Genomic DNA, 237 nt, shown 5'->3' on the forward strand with positions numbered 1-237 from the left:
ACACTGTTTAAGTGTCTTGAATATTCTAAAAAACTAAGGCGAGTCCACTTCCTACCCGGAGGTGAGACAAGTAAAAACCAGCTGGTCATGATATGACCCAGAGTTCACGTAAGTGAAACTCATTTGGGTTGTATGGTTAAGTGACCAAGCGTATACGGTGGATGCCTTGGCAGTCAGAGGCGATGAAGGACGTAATAACTTGCGAAAAGCGTTGGCGAGCTAGTAATAAGCATTTGA

Annotated in this window: 1 rRNA gene; it reads left to right on the forward strand. The window is 43.9% G+C overall.

Annotation, left to right across the window (positions count from 1 at the left end):
• Positions 1–134: 134 nt before the first annotated feature.
• Positions 135–237 (forward strand): 23S ribosomal RNA (locus tag H5185_RS22645); the annotation flags it as partial.

Origin of the sequence: Shewanella sp. SG44-6, from assembly GCF_014164185.1 — a bacterium.
In the GTDB taxonomy this organism is placed as follows: domain Bacteria; phylum Pseudomonadota; class Gammaproteobacteria; order Enterobacterales; family Shewanellaceae; genus Shewanella; species Shewanella vesiculosa.